We start from the raw sequence: 19,396 nt of genomic DNA on the forward strand, positions 1-19,396 counted from the left end.
TGGGTTTTCTGGTCTATACGCCGATTTCTGTAATTCACGCAGGGCGACCGTTTACCGGCGCCTCTGGCCAAGCCTGATTGGTGGCCGCAATCGGATCAGTCCTGCACTCTGGAGCTTAGATATGAAAAAAGACCTGCACCCCGAATACCACATGATCGAGGTCAAACTGACCGACGGCACAACATACAAAACCCGTTCCACCTATGGTGAAGAAGGGTCCACACTGGTTCTGGATATTGATCCGTCCGTACACCCTGCATGGACAGGCGGAAACCAGAAACTGATGGATGCTGGCGGTCGCGTATCCAAGTTCAAAAAGAAATACGAAGGTTTGGGCTTCTAATCCATTCCGGTTCTATTTTCGAAAACGCCGCTCCGCTTGGGGCGGCGTTTTTGATTCCGCTGATTGGTTGACGGCTGGTTGGAGGTGTTGCCGGCAGAGCATTTCGGCAACAGACCTGTGTTACCGTATTGGAAACAATATTGTATTCGAATAATCCATGCTCCATAGTGCGCTCCAAGCCCACACAACATTACTCTCTACAATAATCAGGGCAGGGGACACCAATGGCGTATATCATCGTCTTCGGAAACGAAAAAGGCGGCTCTGGCAAATCGACCACAGCCATGCATGTTCTAACTGCCTTGTTGCGCAGTGGCTTTAAAGTCGGGGTTGTCGATCTGGACCTACGCCAGCGCACTCTTGGACATTACGTGGAAAACCGCCGCGATTATGTGAAGAAGAACGAAATTCCGTTGCCATTGCCGCAACTGGGCGAAATGAAAACGGCTGAGGAACTGGGGTTGGAACCTGGCGATGAAGCCAACCTGGTAGCATTCCAGAAGGCGATTCTTCTGCTCGATGAAGACAACGATTTTATCGTGGTGGATTGCGCAGGCTCCCATTCCGCACTGGCGGAACTGGCCCATGCGATGGCAGATACGCTGGTCACGCCGATGAATGACAGTTTCATTGATTTTGATCTGCTGGCGCGGATTGATCCTGAAACTAACGCCGTTACCGGCCCGAGTGTTTATTCCGAAATGGTATGGGAGGCGCGCAAGGCCCGTGCAGAAACCGGCGCGAAGCCGATTGACTGGATTGTCACCCGCAACCGTGTCGGCGCACAGAATATGCACAACAAACGCAAAGTGGGCGCAGCGCTGAAGGATTTGTCGCGCCGCATCGGGTTTCGCTTGGCACCGGGCTTCTCGGACCGTGTTGTGTTCCGTGAATTGTTCCCCCACGGGCTGACGCTGCTTGATATCAAAGATGTGGGCGGCGGTTCGCTGAATATCTCAAACGTGGCCGCCCGTCAGGAAGTCCGCGATCTGGTGGCAGAGCTTAAACTTCCCGATGTCGAGGTGGATTTTTAAGGCGCTGGTCGCCTTCTGAACCGCTCGGACACTGTGAAGACCCGACCGTCAATCGCGGCCAGTCCGGCCCCGATGACCGCCATTCCTGCAATGTGATTCCACCCAAGGGATTCGTTCAGCACCAGCACACCCAGCAGAATCGCGCTTGGCGGGATCAGGAAGGTGACAAGCGCAAGGTTGGTTGCCCCCGCGGTGGAAAGGATTCGGAAGTAAAGGAAATACCCCACCGCGGTTGAGAGCACCACAAGTCCGGCCAAAGCCCATATCACGCCGCCAGAGGGCCAACCATAGGTCCAAGGTTGATCCACGACCAGCACCACAGGCAATAACACCAGGCTTGAGGCGCAAACCTGTCCCGTGGCCGTGGCCATGGGCGGCACGCCAAGCCGACCGAACCGTTTGCCAAAGATCGATGCCAACGCATAAGACACACCCGCGCCAAGCACTGCGATTTGGGGCAGGATCGCCCCCCCTTCGCCACGACTACCCCCCATCAGGATGAACACCCCTGAAAAGCCAAACAGGACACCAATGATCCGCCCGCCAGACAGGTGTTCATCATCGGTCAGAAAATGGGCTGCAATCACGGTGAATATCGGCGTCATCGCGTTCAGAATAGAGGCGACACCGCTGGCCAGCTCAGTCTGCGCCCAGAAGATCAGGCTGAAGGGGATGGCGTTGTTCATCAGCCCCATGCCAAGAAAGGCGAGCCAGACTGTCCTGCTGCGAGGCAACCTGATCCCAAGCAATCGCAGGGCCAGCAGAAGGATCACGGCACCGCCGCAGACGCGGATGAAGGCGATGGTCATGGCCGGAAGCTCGGCTATGGCGACGGCCGCGAAGAAGAAAGAGCCGCCCCAAACGAGCGAGAGTCCCGTCAGAAGGGACCATTCCAGCAGGGTCATACGATGTGCAATCTGTTTCATAGTGTTTCTATGGCGCAGTTACCCCATGGACGCGACCCGTTTCTTGTGCATCTGTCGTGCTGGATGCAAATGGTGTCAGAACGCAGTGTCTGCACCTTGCCAAGGCTGCTAAACAAGCGCCATATTGATTAAGACTTTACGGGGGTTGTGATGCGTTGGTTGTTCCGGATTGCTGTGGCGCTGGTCGCATGTGTTATCGTTGCAGTGGGGCTGTTGTTCCTGTTGCCCACAGACAGGATCGGACAGCTGGCCTCTGACCAGTTGGAACGCCAGACAGGGCGGAAGCTGACCCTGTCGGGTGATTTCAGCCCGACGCTGTTCCCGACCCTTGGCGTGAAGACAGGCGCGATCACAGTCTCAAATGCTGACTGGGCGAGCGAGCCGCTGATGATTGCAGCCAAGGGGGCCACCGTGGGGGTGAACCTGTCAGCGCTGATTGGGGGCAGTGTGGAGGTGGAAACCTTCGAGCTTCTTTCCCCTGTTGTGTATCTGGAACGGGATGAAACGGGCCGTGCTAACTGGGAACTGACAGGTGCCTTGACGGAGGAAACCGCTGGCACCCCGCAAGAGCAATCGGCCAGCGCGCAACCTTCGTTGGAGTTGGGGCGGATCGTGGACGGTGACGTTCATTTCCGCGACCACAGCACTGGGAGCAGTCATGCGCTCAGCGGGATCAACGGCACTGTGTCTTTGCCCAAAGGAACGACCACGGCGCAGATTGAACTTTCGGGTGATCTAAACGGCTTTGAGGGCGCTGTGCAGGCGGTGCTCGGGGATTGGCCTGCCTTGCTGGATAACGGTATCTCGACGGTTTCGGGTTCGCTGAAACTGGGCGGCGACACGCTCGGGTTTGATGGAAACGCGGGTCTTGGCGACGGATTTCCGACGGTGGATGCAGCGCTTTCTGCCAATGTCAGTGATCCGGCGGGCACGGCTGTCCGCTTTGGTCTGGATGCGCCGGATCAGCTGGTGGCGCTGTCCGATCTGGCGCTTGAGGGTAAGCTGTTGCTGTCGAGCGCTGGCGTGTTCACGCAAGCCAGCCTGAAGGGGGTGTACGGTAAAACTCCGATGACAGGCCGGTTGAGCGTGACGGGCGATGACAGCTGGCTTGAGACGCCGGAGTTTGAGGTGGAGAGCTTCGTGTCATTGCAAGGTATGGGCGATGTGGATTTCAAAGGACGGGCAGGGCAGGCAAGACCGAACCTGTTGTCAGGACAGATGCTGGCGCGTTTTTCGGACCTGCGCGGCACTTTGCGTCTGGCGGGGATTGAAACCGGCACGCCGAAAGGAACCTTCCAAACCGCCAAACTGGACGGAAATCTGCGGATTGCGGCCTCTGGTAAGGCGCGTTTGAAGAACGTCGAGATCACGCTGGACCAGAATGTTGTTTCCGGTGAAATCGCCTTCCGTCCCCAAGATCCCCCCTATGTGGAAGCCACGCTGAATGCGGGCAAGCTGGATCTGTCGGACTATATCGCGGACAACGCCTCTGTTGGGGCAGACGGTGCAGGCACCGATGCCAGCGCGGGCTCGGGCTGGTCGAAGGAGCCGATCCGCCTTCAAGGGTTGGATGCGATTGACGCGGATGTAGCGCTGAGTGCAACCAGCGTTGATCTCGGGGTCAGTCAGTTGGGGAAAACCCTGATAAACGCGCGGTTGCGCGATGGGCTGCTTGCGCTTGATTTGCGAGACGTGCGGATATTTCAGGGAGCTATAACGGGCAGTGTTACCCTGCGCGGCGGTTCCTCGGTTGCATTTGAAACAGATGTAATCGCGCGGGATGTGGAACTGGAACCGCTTTTGTCGCAACTGCTGGATATGGATCGGCTGCGCGGGACCGGCACGACAAAACTGTCGCTGCGCGCGCAAGGGGGCAGTGTGCATGAGATCATGACATCGCTGTCGGGCAACGGGTCCGTCAAATTTGGCAACGGTGCGATACGGGGCATCGATTTGGCGGCGATGATGCGCAACCTCAAATCGGCCTTCGGCGGGTTTGAAGGCGCGACGGAGTTCACCAGTCTGGATGGCACGTTCTCGATGGAAAAAGGCGTTTTGCAGAATGTGGATCTGTCGCTGGTCAGCCCGCTGTTTCGTGCTGCGGGGAAAGGCTCGGTCGATATTGGCGGGCAAGCGATGAATTATGTGGTGACGCCGACACGACTGTCTGAAGGCGCGGAGTTCTCGGTTCCGGTGATGATAACAGGGCCCTGGCAGAACCTGAAGTTCCGTCCCGATCTGGACAAGCTGTTGAACCTGTTGCTTGACGGCAAGCTGAAGGACAACGCCGATGTTCAGCGGGCGCAGGAAAAGCTGAAGGAAGTGAAGGAAAAGCTGAAAGATCCCGAGGCCGCGTTAAAGGCAAAGCTGCGCAAGGAGCTGGAACGGCGTAACGCTGAGGACGATGCAGCCAAATCGCTGGAAGAGCAGGCTAAGGAGAAGCTGGAAGACGAGGTTGGCAACGCGCTGCGCAAGCTGTTTGATTAATGCGGTGGGGCGGGGACTGTGCTTTTGCGTGGTGATGACCCTGCAATTTTGAAGCGTCATATATGAAGCTTCATATATGACGCGTGATATAAGACGCGTCTTGTAAGACGCTTCATATATGCAGGGTGATCAGGGGACCGTCTCGCCCCCTGATCCGCGCACGGTTGTTATTTGTAGACGGGCGCGCGCTTTTGCATCTGCGCCATCACGGTTTCCATCTGGTTCGGATAGCCGATGATTTTTGCCTGCAACGCCCCTTCCAGCGCCAGACCTTCACGTCCTGCAGACCAGACCTGATCCACCAGCGCCTTGCTGCCCTGCACCGCCTCGGGGGAGCGTGCCGCCAAATCTGCCGCCATCGCACGCGCCTGTTCTAATGGATCATCCGCCAGCCACGTCGCCAGACCCAGCGATAATGCCTCATCCGCCCCGAACACGCGCCCCGTCATAATCAGTTCTTTCGCCTGATCCGCCCGCATCAACTGAGGCAGGGACTGGGTGATGCCCATATCCGGAATAATCCCCCACTTTGCCTCCATGATCGACATTTTCGCATCCGGCGCCATAAAGCGGAAATCCGCAGCCAGTGCCAGTTGGATGCCACCGCCAAAAGCGACCCCTTCAACAGCCGCGATCACCGGCACTTTCAGTTCCTGCCACGCCACCGTCGGGCGCTGGAAACGGTTGCCGCGTCCGTGCTCCGGCGGTGTGGCCAGCATTTCGCGGATTTCGTTGATGTTCGCGGAAAACTCCATCAGCGCGCTGGTGTCGATACCGGCGCAAAAACACCCGCCCGCCCCATAAAGCACCACCGCTCGCACATCCGCGTTGCCTTGCAACTCCTCTCCCGCGGCGGCGAGTTCATCGAAAAACTGCGTATCCAACGCGTTTTTCTTCTCGGGCCGGTTCAGCATGACCTCGGCCACGTGATCCTTGATGGTAATTTCCAAACGCTCGTACATGGCGGTTCTCCTATGGAATTTTGCACAGTTTGCGACAAATTCCGCCCCCAGAGAAGCCCCGCTGCCTGTGACGTGGCGTAGGCCGCGTTACGGTGCCGCAAACCTGCAAGCCGCGTCGCTTTTTGTCCTGACGCGGCGGTAACTTCGGGCTAGAACCCTTGGCAGAATAACAAAGGCGGACAGGATGGCACTTCTTCTCGGAGTAGACACAGGCGGGACCTATACAGACGCGGTTCTGATCCGTGGTGAGGACGAGGTGATCGCCTCTGCCAAATCCCTGACCACCCGTCACGACCTGTCCGAGGGCGTGGGCAAGGCGGTGCAGGCGGTTCTGGATGCGGCCTCAGTTGCACCGGACCAGATTGCGCTGTCGTCCCTGTCCACTACGCTGGCCACAAACGCACTGGTCGAAGGACAGGGCGCACGGGTCGCGCTGGTGTTTATCGGGTTTGATGAAAAAGACATCGCCCGTCAGGGGCTGGAAGATGCGCTGCGCGGTGATCCGGTGATCCGTGTCAGCGGCGGGCACAGTCATTCAGGCAGCGAAGCCGCCGCCTTTGATGCAGACGCATTGCAACAGGCGCTGGACGGGCTGGATGGGGCGGTCACAGGCTTTGCCATTGCCAGCCAGTTTGCCACCCGCAATCCTGCCCATGAAATCGCCGCGCGGGATTTGATCCGCGCGCGCACCGGTCTGCCTGTGACCTGTTCCCATGAACTTTCGGCCAAACTGGGCGGGCCAAAGCGGGCGATGACGGCTGTGTTGAACGCCCGGCTGATCGGGATGATCGACCATCTGATCGGGGCCACGCAGGACTATCTGCACCGGATCGGAGTGACAGCACCGATGATGGTGGTGCGGGGCGACGGTGCGTTGATCTCGGCAGATATGGCGCGGGAGCGGCCGATTGAAACCATCCTGTCCGGTCCGGCGGCGAGCATCGTTGGCGCGCGCTGGTTGACCGGAGAATCCGATGCGCTGGTCAGTGACATCGGCGGCACCACCACAGATGTAGCAGTCCTGCGGGACGGGCGTCCGATGATTGATCCGCACGGGGCAAGGGTGGGCGGTTTGCGCACTATGGTCGAGGCCGTTGCCATGCGCACCACAGGACTTGGCGGGGACAGCGAGGTGCATTTGCAGCGGGACGGACTGTCGGGCGGCTTGCGGCTTGGCCCGCGCCGCGTGCTGCCGCTGTCTCTGGCGGCGTTGCAATATCCAGATGTGATACCAGCCGCGCTGGAGCGCCAATGCAGCAAGGACCGCGTTGGCGAATACGATGGTCGCTTCGTGGTTCCGGTGCGCCTGTCAGGGCAGGTGCCTGCGGGACTGGACGCGCGGGAAACCCGTCTGTTGGAACGGATCGGCTCGCAGGCGTGGGAGTTGGGCAGCCTGCTGTCAAACCGGCTTGACGGTTCGGCGCTGGACCGGCTGGTGGCGCGGGGGCTGGTGATGATTGCCGCGATTACCCCGTCCGATGCGGCCCATGTGAGCGGCATTCTGGACAGCTGGAACAAGGACGCCGCCGATTTCGGGCTGGAGCTGTTCTCGCGCCAGCGCAACGGGGCAGGGCAGCGCATTGCGCCGGATGGTTCCACGCTTGCCACACGGATTATTGACCAGTTGACCCAACAGACCTGCGACACGCTGCTAGAGACAGCCTTCGCCGAGGACGATGCGGATTTCGGTTTGCCAGAGGACCAGTTGGCCCGCCATGTGCTGACGCGGTTTGGCACGCAACAGCATCGCGGGTTGGTGGCGCTGAACGTGGGGCTGAACCTGCCGGTGATCGGGCTTGGTGCTTCGGCGCACAGTTATTATGGCGCTGTTGGAAAGCGGCTTTCGACCCCTGTGATCCTGCCCGAACACGCCGGTGTCGCCAATGCAATCGGCGCGGTGGTAGGGCAAATCTCTATGCGCAAATCCGGTCTGATCACCAGCATCGGTGAAAGCCGTTATCGTGTGCATTTCATCGAAGGACCAAAGGATTTTAACGATCTCGATCTGGCCCTCACCACGCTGGAAAACCGCCTTCGCGAAGACGTGATGTCAGCTGCGCGCGACTCCGGCGCACATGGCATTCGCCTTCAAGTGGAAACAGATCTGCGCAACGCGGTGATTGACGGACGGGACGTATTCGTTGAGGCGGAGCTGACCGCCGTAGCCTCGGGCCGTCCGCGCATCGCAACCTAGGTATCAGGGTCTTCTGCGCGGGCGATCAGGTCGGCGGATTCATTGGTGGGTGGGAACTCGATCTCCTCGTCGTTTTCCACAATCTTCGTCAGGTTTGACAAAAAGCTGGTGTAGAGGTCCGAATTTACCTCCCGCGCACGGGCAACGTATTTGTCGTTCTTTTCGTTCGGGATGTTTGGATCCCAAAGTTCCGCAAGTTCAGCCAGCGCGTGGCGGTCGGCTTCAAAGAACTGGTCGTGCGCGCGCTCGGCTTCATACTCTGGCCAGCCCATGCCCTGCAGCATCTTTTTGCCCGCGCGCATGGCGCTGTCAAAGGTCTCGCGGATGATTTCATCAGCACCGGCGCGATAAAGATGGTAAACGTGGTCGCGGTCATAGGCACGGGCGATAATGTAGAGATCGGGCCGTTCCTTGCGGGCGTGATCCACCAGTTTGACAGCCGCCGCCTTGTCATCCACTGCAACCACCAGAATTTTCGCGTTCATCAGACCGGCGGCATGCATCATGTCTGGGCGGGTCGGATCCCCGAAATACCCCTTCACCCCAAAGCGCCGCATTGCGTCGATCTGGTCGATCTTGTGGTCGATCACCACGGTCTTAATCCCTGTCGCCAGCGCCAGCCGGTTCACGATCTGACCAAAGCGCCCGATGCCCACAATAATCACCGTGCCTTCTTCGTCGATCGTGTCTTCTTCATGGTGCTGTGTGTCATCCGCCATGCGGCTGGACAGGCGGTCATAGACAATGAACAACAGGGGCGTCAGCAGCATCGACAAGGCGATGATTAGCAAAAGCTGTTGGGACAGCGCATAGGGGATCACGCTGGTCTGCACGGTGGTAGAGAGCATGACAAAGCCGAACTCCCCCGCTTGGGCAAGCGAAAGGATAAAAAGCCACTGGTCACGCCCCTTCAGTTTGAACAACAGGCTAAGCCCCGCAAGCACCAGCCCTTTGATAAGCATCATAATCAGCGTCATGCCGAGTATATAGGCAAGGTGCTCCCAGAGGACTGCGAAGTTGATGCCTGCCCCAACAGTAATAAAAAACAGCCCCAGCAGCAGGCCTTTGAAGGGCTGGATATCCGTTTCCAATTCGTGCCGGTATTCCGAGTTGGCAAGTACAACCCCCGCAAGGAAAGTCCCGAGCGCGGGGGACAGGCCTACCAGCGTCATCAGAAGAGCAATGCCCACAACCAGCAACAGTGCCACGGCGGTGAAGATCTCGGGCAGGCGGGCCTTTGCGATGAAGTGAAAGATCGGGCGGGTGCAATAAATCCCGAACAGGATCACCGCCCCGACCGCGCCGAGTGTAACCAGCGTTACTCCCCAACCCGGAAGTCCTGCGATGAGGGACATATCAGAATGTTCCTCGGCCCCTTGGCTGGCGAAATTGCTAAAGTCCCCCACTGCCAGCAGCGGGATCAGGGCCAGCATCGGGATCACGGCAATATCTTGCGTCAACAGCACAGAAAAAGCAGAGCGCCCGCCGTGGGTTTGCATCAGGCGTTTTTCGTTTAGCGTCTGCACAACGATCGCGGTGGAGGACAGGGCAAATATCAGGCCGATCGCCACCGAAATATGCCAAGGCTGTCCGAAGGAAAAGAAGGCCGCGCTAACCGCGAGGGTGGTCAGAACGACTTGTAATCCGCCCAACCCGATCAGCCGGTGACGCATATCCCACAGGGCCTTGGGCTCCAGTTCCAGTCCGACGATGAACAGCATCATCACCACACCAAATTCCGCGAAATGTTGCAGGTCTTTGGTCTCGCTCCCCACCAGTCCGAAGACCGGCCCGATCAGCACACCGGCGACCAGATAGCCAAGAATAGAGCCAAGTCCGGCCCGTTTTGCCACTGGCACCGCGATGACGGCTGCAGCCAGATAGATTGATGCCTGAAGGAGAAAACTTTCCATAAAATTCCTGTGGGTTATGGGTATTCTTCTAGGGTATGCGGTTTGCATGTTCTGACAAGTGTTAAAGCCGCTAATAGTTCATCAGTATGCCGGTTTTGTGTGTCTCTGCCTGCGAGTTCCGGCAGATGTCAGCTGGTTTTCAAACAAACGTCTTGGGTTTGTGACAAAGTTTCTTTATTTAAACCGAAAGTTACCTTCAGGAAATCGGAACCTATGACCCTTCCCAATATGCATGACGCCGAGTCCATTCCCGCCGCTGCCAAAGCCGAAATCGAACGGATTTTGCAAAGCGGCGATTTGTTCCGCTACACCGCCGCGCAAGACGCACCTGTGACGTTGCTGGAACAGGAATTCGCCGCCGAGATGGGGACGAAATACGCGCTGGCAGTGTCAAGTTGCTCTGCTGCGCTGTTCCTTAGCCTTAAGGCACTGGACCTGCCTCGGGATGCGCGGGTTCTGATACCGGGCTTTACCTTCGCGGCTGTTCCGTCTGCTGTGATCCATGCGGATTGTGTGCCGGTTCTGTGTGAAGTCGGGCAGAATTACCGCATTGATCTGACAGATTTCGAGTCGCGTCTGGACGACAATATCTCTGCCGTGATCGTCAGCCATATGCGGGGCCATACGTCTGATATGGACGGGATCATGGCGCTGTGTGATGCGCGGGATATTCCGGTGGTCGAGGATGCGGCTCATTCCCTTGGCACCACATGGAAGGGGCAGAACATCGGGACCATTGGGCGCGTGGGGTGTTTTTCCTTCCAAAGCTACAAGCTGATCAACGCTGGCGAGGGCGGCATCCTTGTCACAGATGATGCCGAACTGGTGGCTCGCGCCGTTATCATGTCTGGCGCATATGAACACAACTGGAAGAAACACGGGCATCTGACCAATCAGTTTGCCCGCTGGCAGAACAAACTGCCGCTTTATAACCTGCGGCTGTCCAATCTTTCGGCCGCGATCATCCGCCCGCAAATTGCTGAAATTCCGCGGCGTGTGGCAGACGGACGGCGCAATCACGACAGGCTGGCGGCGGCGTTGAACCAAACCCCTTGGTTGCAGGTGCCAGACGCGCTGAACGGTGAGGAACGTGCCCCCGACAGCATCCAGTTCAACCTGTGCGATGTGACGGATGCGCAGGCGCAGGCCTTTGTGGCTGAAGCGGCGCAGCTTGGCGTGACGGTGCAATTGTTTGGCATGTCCAAAGACAATGCGCGGGCCTTCTGGAACTGGGAGTTCCTGCCAGAACAGCGCGAACTGCCTGCCACCCGTGCCATGTTGATGCGGGCTTGTGATGTGCGTCTGCCTGCACGCCTGAGCGAAGCCGAAGTGGACGCGGTTGCACAGGCGTTGGTGCTGGCTGCTGAAAATACCTTGCCAGAGCGCCGCGCCTTTGGAACCTGAACGCAGCACGTCGTAAGAACAGGGCAGGCGGGGGCGCGTTTCCCGCTTGCGCTCCCCGTGTCGCGGCGTCAGAAACGGCGCCATGACTGACGCGCAAAAATCCGTTCTAACCGTTTTCCTTCTGTGGTTCGCAGGATTGGGCGCGGCCACGCAGTTTGCCAAATTCTCTTTGATTTTTACTGATCTTTCAGCCCATTACGCGGACAGCGGTGCCGGTCCTTTGCTGGGGTTTCTGGTGTCGGGCATCAGCCTTTTGGGGATCGTTTTCGGTCTGACAGCAGGCGTTTTGGTGGGTCGCTTCGGGGTGCGGCGCTTGTTGATCGCGGGGATGGTGCTTGGCGCGGTGGCGTCTTTGATTGAAGGGGCTTTGCCGCCCCTTGGGGTGATGCTTGGGGTGCGGCTGATCGAAGGTCTGTCCCATCTGGTGGTGGTTGTCGCGGCCCCGACGCTGATTTCGCAGATCTCCCAGCCCCGTTTCCAACCCCTCGCGATGAGCCTGTGGTCCACGTTTTTTGGTGTGGCCTATGCCCTGACAGCGTGGTTTGGCACACCGCTGGTGGCGGCCTTCGGCTTGTCGAGCCTGTTCTACGTGCATGCGGTGTGGATGTTTGGAATGGCAGCAGCGCTTTGGGCTGTTTTGCCCAAAGACAGCGCCGGTGCGCCGGTGAAATCCCTTGGCATTCTGCGCCAGCATATTGAAATATACACCGATCCGGCCCGCGCTGCGCCGGGGTTGGCGTGGCTGTGTTACACGCTGACCTTTGTGGCGATCCTGACAGTCATCCCGCCATTTCTGCCTGACGACAGCCGCGCGACAGTGCTCGGGATCATGCCGCTGGCAGGGATCTGTGTGTCGATGACGCTGGGCGTGCTGTTGCAACGCTGGTTCGCGCCGGTTCTGGTGGTTGTGTTCGGGTTTACCTGCGCGGGGCTTGCCACTCTCGGCTTTGCGCTTTCTGCGGGAAATCCGCTGTTTGCAGTGCTGATGTTTGCCGCGCTTGGCTTTGTTCAGGGGGCGAACTTTTCCGCAGTTCCGGCGTTGAACCCCACCGCCGAGGCCCGCGCCCACGCACAAGGGGCGGTGGCGCAGATGGGGAACCTTGGCAATGCGCTCGGTACGCCGGTGGTTCTGGTCATGATTGGGCTGTTCGGCTTTTCCGGCCTGATCGCCTTCGCCCTGATCGCCTTTGGCGCCGGTATTGCGGTGCATCTTGGGCTGGCGCGCAAACGGGCGGTACTGGCACGGCGCACTGCTATCTGACCCGCTGTGCCCCTGACGAAACAGGCAGGCCTGCGTCCTTTTTCAGCTGCTCCATCACAATCTTTGTCTGCACGCGGGCAACGGCCTCATGGGGTAGGAACACGTCATGGACCAGCGCATTTAGCGCCGCAAGCGAGGGGCAATAGACCCGCAGCATGTAATCCGCCTCTCCGGTGAGGGTCCAGAGGCTGACAACCTCCGGACGGTCCTGCGCCAGTTTCTGAAAGACCTGCGCATTGGCAGGGGTGTGGCCGGACATGGAGACCTGCACAAAGGCCTGCACCGACAGCCCCAGTGCCGCCGCATCAAGTGAAGCGTGATAACCGGTGATGTAACCTTCCGCCTCCAGCCGTTGACGCCGTCGCCCGATCTGGCTGGCGGACATGTTCAGACGTTCGGACAGCTCTTGTGCTGTGGCTGTGGCGTTGTCCTGCAACGCACGCAACAGCCTTTCGTCGGTGGAATCGAGCATCGTTCTAGCTCTTGATGAAGGTTAATTGCATTGAATCTACAATTTTCGCTATATCACGTCAATGTTTCTGCGAAACGGGGGTGATTTTGCGCACCTATTGCATCAGGCGTTTCTTAAGATGCGCACAACTTGCAACACCAACCGGAGGTTTTCCATGGGCCCGTTTCCACATGATGCACCAAAATCCACCATTTCCGAGATGAACCCGGCAGGCACAGACGGTTTTGAATTCGTCGAATTTGCCCATCGCGACCCTGACGAACTGCGTAAGCTGTTCACCAAAATGGGGTACGAACACACCGCGACCCACAAAACCAAAGCGATCGAGTTGTGGCAGCAGGGCGATATCACATATGTGCTGAACGCCGAGCCCGGTTCTTTCGGGATGCGTTTCGTAGATGATCACGGTCCCTGCGCACCGTCGATGGCATGGCGCGTTGTAGATGCGCAGCATGCCCACGATCACGCGGTGAAACTGGGTGCGGAATCCTACACTGGCGACGACAAATGTCTCGATGTGCCTGCTGTGATCGGCATCGGCGGCTCGCTTCTGTATTTCGTGGACACCTACGGCGAAGGCGAAAATGCCTATGCCGAGGAATATGATTTCCACATCACCGAAAAACCTGAAGGCGTTGGGTTCTACTATCTGGATCACCTGACCCATAACGTGATCCGCGGCAACATGGACACCTGGTATAAATTCTATCGTGACACGTTCAACTTCCGCGAAATCCGCTTCTTCGATATTGCGGGTAAAGTAACGGGCCTGACCTCCCGTGCGCTGACATCGCCTTGCGGACGTATCCGTATTCCGATCAACGAAAGTGCGGATGACAAATCCCAGATCGAAGAATACCTGCGTGAATACAAAGGCGAAGGCATCCAGCACATCGCGGTTGCGGCCAAGGATATCTACACTGCCACGGATGAAATCAACGACCGTGGACTGGAGTTCATGCCACCGCCACCACCAATGTATTACAAAATGTCCACCAAGCGCGTCGCCGGCCATGAAGAGCCGATTGAGCGGATGGAAAAGCACGGCATTCTGATTGACGGCGAAGGTGTTGTAGACGGCGGTGAGACCCGCATCCTCCTGCAAATCTTCTCCAAGACCGTGATCGGGCCGATCTTCTTTGAATTCATCCAGCGTAAGGGCGACGACGGCTTTGGCGAAGGCAACTTCAAAGCGCTGTTCGAAAGCATCGAAGCCGACCAGATCGAACGCGGCGTGATCGAAGCAGCCGAGTAAGGAGCGATGACACTGGACTGGACAGATTTCCCCGACGCGCCTGCGTCCGGCACCCCCCTTTGCGACGACACCGCGCTGGGGCTGGGGGTGACGGCGCTTACGCTGGGGGAGTTTCCGGTCCTTGTTGTCAAAGACGGTGGGGGCACGCGCGCATTTGTGAATGCGTGCCCCCATCAGTTTCTGCCGTTAGACAGCCGCGGCGATGTGCTTGGTGCGGATGGGACACGCCTGATTTGCACCAACCATGACGCGGTCTTTGATGCGCGTACAGGACAGGGCGTGGCCGGTTTTGGACTGAATTGTGCCTTGTCGCCTGTTCCGATCCGGCTCTCTGGCCAGCAGTGGGTCGTTGGCGAGTAACGTCCCGCTCTGCCAATTTTCTTTGTTCTTCTGTGAAGACGCAGTACTGTTTTCCTAATAGCCTAAAAAGATCGCCTGAGTTGGCCAGACTGTACTTTAGTATAGGTTTACACTTTTTGGTTGCAATTGATCTAAGTCACTATATGCGGAGGTGGAACAAGCACGGTGGCGTGGGCATAAAAAATGGACGGGACAGGGACACTGGCGCAAGCATTTTCTCAACAGACCACATCGCCACTTGTTGGCATGCAGATTATTACTGCCACCGGCGAGATTTTTAATCACGTCGATGGTAATGAGCCGATGTGGGCTGAAGAAGGTGATCGCGCTGTGAAAATTAAAGTGGCGTTTGCCGCTCCGTTCCAGCGTCCACCTCATGTTACAATCGGCATATCGGGGATTGATGCGTCACGGGCGCAGAACCTGCGCTTCAACATCACCGCAGAGGATGTCACCCGCGAAGGATTTGTGCTGAGCTTTGTGACATGGGACGACACAAAAATCGCCCGCGCCTCTGCCAGTTGGTCCGCGATTGGTGCGGCTGTCCCTGTCAGCGCCTTGCGGCGCGGCGTCGGGAGCTGACGGGAAGACCCGCGCGCCCTAACGCTTGTGCGATACCTAAAAGATGATCAGCCGCAGGTTTTATGGGCCAGTGCGCCAAAGGCTTTGTAGCGCAGCCAGAAGCTTTCCTTACGTTTGTCGTCAGACTGTCGGGTTTCCTGTGCCAGATCGGGATCTTTAAAGAATTTCGCGGCAAGGCGTTGGTCGGAACTGGAAAGTTTCACATTAGCGACTTGCTGGATGCAGGAACATAGGCTGGCAGAGGCTGGGCGGTCTGATGATTTACACGCCCGTTCGATCTTTTTAGAAGCATAGGCCGGCGCTGATGCTGTCAGCAGGGCAACAGTCAATGTAGCTACGATTGTCTTTTTCATTGTGTCCTCTGAATTACCTCTGTCCGGCGTCTGGATGCGCCGATTTTGCCGAGCTTTCTGCCACAAAACGGGCGAAGACGCAATCAAAACGCCAGCGCCATCGGGGCAGATCAGGCAGACGCGCGCCACAGCGCCGCAAATGTGGCGAAAACCCAGTGCCCGCGCTCAATCCCCATTGACCAAATGCCGCTTTCCATCCATATCCAGAGCCATGACAGACCTATCAAAAATCCGCAATTTTTCCATTGTAGCCCACATCGACCACGGCAAATCGACGCTGGCGGACCGGCTCATTCAATCCACCGGCACAGTGGCCGATCGGGACATGAAAGAGCAGATGCTCGACGCGATGGATATCGAACGGGAACGGGGTATCACCATCAAGGCGAACTCCGTGCGGATCGAGTATCGTGCGCTCGACGGGGAGGATTATGTCCTCAACCTGATCGACACCCCCGGCCACGTGGATTTTGCCTATGAGGTCTCCCGCTCCATGCGTGCGGTTGAAGGCTCTTTGCTGGTCGTGGACAGCACCCAAGGCGTTGAAGCCCAGACATTGGCCAACGTCTATCAGGCGATTGATGCGGACCACGATATTGTGCCTGTCCTGAATAAAATCGACCTTCCCGCGTCTGAACCTGAACGGGTTTGCGAGCAGATCGAAGATGTGATCGGCATTGATGCTTCGGATGCGATTATGGTGTCTGCTAAAACCGGTATCGGTATCCCCGATGTGCTGGAAGCCATCGTGACGCGTCTGCCCGCCCCGACCGGTAATGCGGATGCGCCGCTGAAGGCGATGCTGGTGGACAGCTGGTATGATGCCTATCTCGGCGTTGTGGTTCTGGTGCGGGTGATTGACGGCCATCTGCGCAAAGGCGATCGTATCCGCATGATGGCAACCAATGCCGTCTATCCGGTGGACCGCGTTGGCGTGTTTCGTCCGCAGATGGACAATATCGACGTACTTGGCCCTGGTGAAATGGGCTTCATGACGGCTTCCATCAAACAGGTGCGCGATACCAAGGTGGGGGATACCATCACCAGTGAAAAGAAGGGCTGCGAAACGCCGCTGCCCGGTTTCGCACCCAGCCAGCCTGTGGTGTTCTGCGGCCTGTTCCCCGTGGACAACGCCGAGTTTGAAGACCTCCGTGAGGCGATTTCCAAACTGTCCCTGAACGATGCGTCTTTCAGCACCGAAATGGAAACCTCTGCCGCGCTTGGCTTCGGATTCCGTTGCGGTTTCCTTGGCTTGCTGCACCTAGAGGTGATCCGCGACCGTCTGGAACGGGAATACGATATTGAGCTGATCACAACCGCGCCAAGCGTCATCTACCACATCCACATGCGCGATGGGAGCATGCAAGAGCTGCACAACCCCGCCGATATGCCAGATCTGACCCACGTGGACCACATCGAGGAACCCCGTATCAAGGCGACGATCCTTGTGCCGGATGAATACCTCGGCGATGTGCTGAAACTCTGTCAGGACCGGCGCGGTATCCAGCTTGACCTGACCTATGCGGGCACGCGGGCGATGGTGGTGTATGACCTGCCGTTGAACGAAGTGGTGTTCGACTTTTACGACCGTCTGAAATCCGTAACCAAAGGCTACGCCAGCTTTGATTACCAGATGGAAGGCTACCGGCAGGACAAGCTGGTCAAAATGCAAATCCTTGTCAACGAAGAGCCTGTCGACGCGCTGTCCACAATGGTGCACGCCGACCGTGCGGAGGCCCGTGGCCGCGCGATGGTTGAAAAGCTGAAGGACCTGATCCCCCAGCATATGTTCAAAATTCCGATTCAGGCCGCTATTGGCGGGCGCATTATTGCCCGCGAAACCCTATCCGCGCTGCGCAAGGACGTGACTGCGAAATGTTACGGCGGTGACGTCAGCCGGAAGCGCAAACTGCTGGACAAGCAAAAGGCCGGTAAGAAGAAGATGCGCCAGTTCGGCAAGGTAGATATCCCGCAGGAAGCCTTCATCAGTGCATTGAAGATGGACAGCTAAGGGTGTAACGCATCCGCGCTCAAGACACCTAAACGCCAGTCGCATGATCCAGTGTGGCTGGCGTTTTTCGTTGCGGGCGCTCTAAAACCCGATCTGCCAGATGGCGAGGGGAACGGCGAGCAGTGCGACGAGGGATACAATCACCAGCGCCCCGTCCCGTGTTAGCAGGCCAGCGGCGAAAAGAGCGATCACTATCGATGCGATAGAGCCCGAACCTGGAATGAATTCCAGAAACGGCATGCAGAGCGTCAGCGCCATAATCAGCAGCAATGGGAGCCAGATGTAGGGGCGGTGGAATAGGAAGGTCAGCCGCGACTTGAGGAAACGTTCCACAGAGCGCACGGGCTTGCGCAGCCATGTGATCGCCTTGCGCAGCTTTTCGGTGGATATGGTGCGGCGGGTGATAAACTGTGGCAACCAAAGAGAGTTTCGCCCTGCGAGCATCTGGATAACGATGAAGAAAATCACGGTCCCAACGAATGCCGTCATGCCCGGAATGGCACTGACCGGAGAGGAAGAGACCAGAGAGAAGATCAGCATGATAGACGCAAAAGAGCGCCGTCCCATGGCATCAATAACTTCCGAGACCGCAGTGGTGTCGCCCGTGGCCGAGTTTTCAAGTTCGTCCAAGACTTCGCTCAACGCGTGAGATTTGACCTGTGCCATTTTGACCGTGTTTTTATTGGTTACAATGTCCCCTGACGGATTAACCGGTCAGCGGGCATTTGGTTCCGTCTCTTACGCCAGCCGTTTGGAAAAGGTAAGGGGCCGCGGGTTTCCCGTGGCCCCATCGTGGTTAAGTTGTGGTGATTTTAGGTGAGGCGGGGGTCAGATGAAGTTGTCGTCGTCCATCATCTCGGCGCGGGTGACGTTTTCCACCAGTACCTTGATGTCGTCGTATCGCAACAACACGTCGTCGCCCTTTTTGATGAAGCTGATGTCATCCACCGAAGCGCCGGCCAAATCAATTTCATCCTGACCTACGTTAAAGTCTTTGATAACGTCGCGGTCATCACCGGATTTGAAGATGAAGTCATCGGCGCCCCGATTGCCCCAGAGTTTGTCGTTTCCGGCGCCACCAATGATCTTGTCCTTGCCGCCGCCCCCTTTCAGCACATCCGCCCCGCCGCCGCCTTTCAGCGTGTCGTTGCCAGAACCGCCTTGGAGGTTGTCTTTCCCATTGCCGCCCTCCAGCTTGTCCTTGCCAGCACCGCCGCGCAATTTATCGCTACCACCGCCGCCGAACAGGTCGTCCTTTCCGCCAAGGCCAAGCAGCTTGTCGTTGCCACCTGCGCCGGACAGATAATCGTCCGAAGCGGTGCCGGTAAATTCGTCCTTGCCGCCATCCCCGTCAAGCCGGATGCCGCCGCTGATTGGCCCACCGGCCAGAGCTTCGATCAGGTCGTCGCCCGGGGCGTACCCTGCAAGGGCTTCGCGCACTGTGTCGAAACCTTCGGTGATAAGAGACAGATCACCTGAGATGAAATCTTCCAGAAACCCGATTGCCGCGTCAATCTCGCTTGCGCCCAATCCGGCGGCGGACAACTGGGTGCGAATTGTAGGCAGAAGGCTGGCGTAAAAGGACCAATCAAAGGCCTCCAGCGCGGTTTCGACGGTGTCGAGCAGGTCCAGATAGGTTCCCACAGTCATTTTGCTGATGCTGGACCAGTCGAAACCTTTGGTCAAATCAGGGCTTCCGGTAATGGCAACTAGGCTGCTGATATAATCGGCCCAGCTTTCAAGATCTGTGGTGTCAGTAAGTAACATTGCAATAGTCCCTCTCTAAATACGGTGTTCAATGGGCGGTATCATTGGCGCAGCCACGTGACTTCGCAAGTG

General features: G+C 57.7%; 17 protein-coding genes. 10 read left to right on the top strand and 7 right to left on the bottom strand.

The window, feature by feature from the left end; genetic code table 11:
• The first annotated feature begins 121 nt into the window (after positions 1 to 121).
• Together rpmE and IEX10_RS02060 are read left to right on the top strand one after the other, a co-directional pair.
• Positions 122 to 343 carry a 50S ribosomal protein L31 gene (gene rpmE, locus IEX10_RS02055; RefSeq protein ID WP_101655357.1) on the top strand — a complete coding sequence of 74 codons (222 nt, stop codon included), beginning with the start codon at positions 122 to 124 and terminating at the stop codon, positions 341 to 343.
• 224 nt (positions 344 to 567) lie between these two features.
• Entirely contained in the window at positions 568 to 1,377 is an 810-nt protein-coding gene (locus IEX10_RS02060; RefSeq protein ID WP_188670424.1) for a division plane positioning ATPase MipZ, read from the top strand.
• Here the strand turns inward: IEX10_RS02060 and IEX10_RS02065 are convergent.
• Positions 1,374 to 2,303, bottom strand: a complete 930-nt coding sequence (locus tag IEX10_RS02065; RefSeq protein WP_229678399.1) for a DMT family transporter — start codon at positions 2,301 to 2,303, stop codon at positions 1,374 to 1,376. The two genes, IEX10_RS02060 and IEX10_RS02065, sit on opposite strands and share 4 nt — an antisense overlap.
• Positions 2,304 to 2,453: 150 nt before the next feature.
• On the opposite strand from IEX10_RS02065, the gene IEX10_RS02070 reads away from it, so the two are divergent.
• Entirely contained in the window at positions 2,454 to 4,790 is a 2,337-nt protein-coding gene (locus tag IEX10_RS02070; protein ID WP_188670426.1) for an AsmA family protein, read from the top strand.
• A 167-nt stretch (positions 4,791 to 4,957) separates the two neighbouring features.
• On the opposite strand, the gene IEX10_RS02075 is transcribed toward IEX10_RS02070, so the two are convergent.
• Complete coding sequence (locus IEX10_RS02075; RefSeq protein ID WP_188670427.1) at positions 4,958 to 5,752, bottom strand: crotonase/enoyl-CoA hydratase family protein; 795 nt, start codon at positions 5,750 to 5,752, stop codon at positions 4,958 to 4,960.
• Between the two features lie 184 nt (positions 5,753 to 5,936).
• Here IEX10_RS02075 and IEX10_RS02080 point away from each other — a divergent pair, with 184 nt between their 5' ends.
• Positions 5,937 to 7,946: a hydantoinase/oxoprolinase N-terminal domain-containing protein gene (locus IEX10_RS02080; protein ID WP_188670430.1), complete on the top strand. Its 2,010-nt coding sequence runs from the start codon at positions 5,937 to 5,939 to the stop codon at positions 7,944 to 7,946.
• On the opposite strand, the gene IEX10_RS02085 is transcribed toward IEX10_RS02080, so the two are convergent.
• Positions 7,943 to 9,859, bottom strand: a complete 1,917-nt coding sequence (locus tag IEX10_RS02085) for a monovalent cation:proton antiporter-2 (CPA2) family protein (RefSeq protein WP_188670432.1) — start codon at positions 9,857 to 9,859, stop codon at positions 7,943 to 7,945. The two genes, IEX10_RS02080 and IEX10_RS02085, sit on opposite strands and share 4 nt — an antisense overlap.
• Positions 9,860 to 10,072: 213 nt before the next feature.
• Here IEX10_RS02085 and IEX10_RS02090 point away from each other — a divergent pair, with 213 nt between their 5' ends.
• Both IEX10_RS02090 and IEX10_RS02095 read left to right on the top strand, forming a co-directional pair.
• Complete coding sequence (locus IEX10_RS02090) at positions 10,073 to 11,263, top strand: DegT/DnrJ/EryC1/StrS family aminotransferase (RefSeq protein WP_188670435.1); 1,191 nt, start codon at positions 10,073 to 10,075, stop codon at positions 11,261 to 11,263.
• A gap of 82 nt (positions 11,264 to 11,345) precedes the next feature.
• Positions 11,346 to 12,524, top strand: a complete 1,179-nt coding sequence (locus IEX10_RS02095; protein WP_188670436.1) for an MFS transporter — start codon at positions 11,346 to 11,348, stop codon at positions 12,522 to 12,524.
• On the opposite strand, the gene IEX10_RS02100 is transcribed toward IEX10_RS02095, so the two are convergent.
• The gene (locus tag IEX10_RS02100; RefSeq protein ID WP_188670439.1) at positions 12,517 to 12,996 is read right to left on the bottom strand and encodes an Lrp/AsnC family transcriptional regulator; all 480 of its coding nucleotides are present in this window, start codon (positions 12,994 to 12,996) and stop codon (positions 12,517 to 12,519) included. The genes IEX10_RS02095 and IEX10_RS02100 overlap by 8 nt on opposite strands.
• A 154-nt stretch (positions 12,997 to 13,150) precedes the next feature.
• Here IEX10_RS02100 and hppD point away from each other — a divergent pair, with 154 nt between their 5' ends.
• The 3 genes from hppD to IEX10_RS02115 all read left to right on the top strand — a co-directional run bounded on the left by hppD (position 13,151) and on the right by IEX10_RS02115 (position 15,193).
• Positions 13,151 to 14,251, top strand: coding sequence for a 4-hydroxyphenylpyruvate dioxygenase (gene hppD / locus IEX10_RS02105; protein ID WP_188670440.1), 1,101 nt, complete (start codon positions 13,151 to 13,153; stop codon positions 14,249 to 14,251).
• 6 nt (positions 14,252 to 14,257) lie between these two features.
• Entirely contained in the window at positions 14,258 to 14,611 is a 354-nt protein-coding gene (locus IEX10_RS02110) for a Rieske (2Fe-2S) protein (protein WP_188670442.1), read from the top strand.
• 183 nt (positions 14,612 to 14,794) lie between these two features.
• The gene (locus IEX10_RS02115) at positions 14,795 to 15,193 is read left to right on the top strand and encodes an H-type lectin domain-containing protein (RefSeq protein ID WP_229678400.1); all 399 of its coding nucleotides are present in this window, start codon (positions 14,795 to 14,797) and stop codon (positions 15,191 to 15,193) included.
• 47 nt (positions 15,194 to 15,240) lie between these two features.
• Here IEX10_RS02115 and IEX10_RS02120 read toward each other — a convergent pair whose 3' ends face one another.
• Positions 15,241 to 15,546 (bottom strand): hypothetical protein, encoded by a 306-nt coding sequence (locus tag IEX10_RS02120; RefSeq protein ID WP_188670444.1) that lies wholly within the window; start codon positions 15,544 to 15,546, stop codon positions 15,241 to 15,243.
• Between the two features lie 211 nt (positions 15,547 to 15,757).
• Between IEX10_RS02120 and lepA the strand changes: the two genes are divergently transcribed.
• Positions 15,758 to 17,557, top strand: coding sequence for a translation elongation factor 4 (lepA, locus tag IEX10_RS02125; RefSeq protein ID WP_188670446.1), 1,800 nt, complete (start codon positions 15,758 to 15,760; stop codon positions 17,555 to 17,557).
• Between the two features lie 81 nt (positions 17,558 to 17,638).
• On the opposite strand, the gene IEX10_RS02130 is transcribed toward lepA, so the two are convergent.
• Positions 17,639 to 18,223: an exopolysaccharide biosynthesis protein gene (locus IEX10_RS02130; RefSeq protein ID WP_188670448.1), complete on the bottom strand. Its 585-nt coding sequence runs from the start codon at positions 18,221 to 18,223 to the stop codon at positions 17,639 to 17,641.
• Positions 18,224 to 18,385: 162 nt separating this feature from the next.
• Positions 18,386 to 19,324 carry a calcium-binding protein gene (locus tag IEX10_RS02135; protein ID WP_188670450.1) on the bottom strand — a complete coding sequence of 313 codons (939 nt, stop codon included), beginning with the start codon at positions 19,322 to 19,324 and terminating at the stop codon, positions 18,386 to 18,388.
• Positions 19,325 to 19,396 lie beyond the last annotated feature (72 nt).

This window comes from Neptunicoccus cionae (assembly GCF_014643735.1).
In the GTDB taxonomy this organism is placed as follows: Bacteria; Pseudomonadota; Alphaproteobacteria; order Rhodobacterales; family Rhodobacteraceae; genus Amylibacter; species Amylibacter cionae.